Here is a 1,314-nt window from a genome sequence, read left to right on the forward strand (position 1 = left end):
AGCTTCTTCGGCCCGATGGGCCTGATCCTCCGGGGGAAGCTGGCGGCTGCCCTGGTCCGCCGGCACCGGATCCTCGTGCTGGAGGCGAGGCCGAGCGCGGAGAACCTGGCCGCGCTGCGGGAACTCGCCGAGGCCGGTGCGCCGGCGCCGGTCATCGACCGGACCTACGCGCTCGACCGGGTCCCCGACGCCATCCGGTACGTCGAGGACGAGCACGCGCGCGCCAAGGTCGTCATCACGGTGTGAGCGGACCTCGACCGGGCCGCCGCGTTCTCCGGGGCGTGGCGGCCCGGCCGCGGGTGCTCAGCCGTCCTGCTTGCGGCGCACCATCTCGGCGATCCAGGTGGGCGCGAACGGCGAGGTGCAGTTCGGGGGAGTCGGGTAGTCCTTGAGCACCTCCAGGCGCTCGCCGATGTCGATCGCGCGGGCGCGGTGCCCGGGGTGCTCGATCCCGATCTGGGCCAGGCAGTGGTTCATCGCCCACTGGAGGCGGTCCGGCGCGTCCGCCATGCCCGCCTCGATGACGTCGAGCAGCCCCGCGAGGTCCAGGCCCTCGGGCTTCCTGCCCACGCGCTCGGTGGTCAGCGCCCAGCCGGCGCTCGCCACCACCGGGTCCGGGTCGGCGGTCCACGCCAGGCGCAGCTCCTCGGCGTGCGGGCTCTTCTTCACCACGTAGTTCACGAGCCAGTCGTGCACCTTGGGCGCGCGGGCCTCGCGCAGCATGGCGTCCAGCTCGTCGCGTTCGAACGCCTTCGGGCGGCAGACCAGGATCGCCAGCAGCCTCGCCGCGGTGTCGTCGGTCTCCCACAGCCGGCGCGCGAGTTCCTGCTGCGTCTTCAACCGCTTCGCGAGCGCGCGCAGCCTGCCGAGGTTCACGCCGTGGTCGTCGCCGTGCCTCTCGTTCACCGCGCGGGCCTTCGGGTCGTCGAGCGCGGCCAGCTCGGCCATCACCTCGGCCACCGCCGCGTCGGCCACCGTCGTCTCGGGCACTCCGTCTCCTGTCGGTGTCAAAAGGCGGCGAGCAGGGCCGTGAGCGGCCGTGGCGCCCGGTCGAGGGGGAGGGCCCCGGTGACCAGGCGAGCGTAGCGGAGCTTGCGCCCCGAACCGGCGTCGAGGAAGCGCCGCAGCCGCGCCGCCTCGTCCCGGCCGCGCCACGCGGGTTGCCGCCCCATCCTGCGGAAGGCGTCGAGGTCCCCGTGCGCGGCGAGGAGTTCGGTCGCCAGCGCGGGCCCGGCGGCGCGGACCAGCTCGTCCTCCAGGTCCTCGACGCAGACGAAGAACCCCGACCGCTCCAGGTCCTGTCTCTTATACACA

The 1,314-nt window shown here is 73.8% G+C and carries 3 protein-coding genes; 1 reads left to right on the top strand and 2 read right to left on the bottom strand.

The genetic code is table 11. The features are described 5' to 3' along the window. A partial coding sequence (locus tag ACFV4N_RS43880; RefSeq protein WP_499678627.1) for a zinc-binding dehydrogenase occupies positions 1 to 246 on the top strand: 246 nt, incomplete at its 5' end. A 57-nt stretch (positions 247 to 303) separates the two neighbouring features. Here ACFV4N_RS43880 and ACFV4N_RS43885 read toward each other — a convergent pair. Then, positions 304 to 948 (bottom strand): DNA alkylation repair protein, encoded by a 645-nt coding sequence (locus ACFV4N_RS43885; protein ID WP_499678629.1) that lies wholly within the window; start codon positions 946 to 948, stop codon positions 304 to 306. A gap of 59 nt (positions 949 to 1,007) precedes the next feature. Continuing rightward, positions 1,008 to 1,314 (bottom strand): hypothetical protein (locus ACFV4N_RS43890; RefSeq protein WP_499678628.1); only part of this gene is annotated, 307 nt, incomplete at its 5' end.

Source organism: Actinosynnema sp. NPDC059797, from assembly GCF_042732085.1.
GTDB lineage: Bacteria > Actinomycetota > Actinomycetes > Mycobacteriales > Pseudonocardiaceae > Actinosynnema.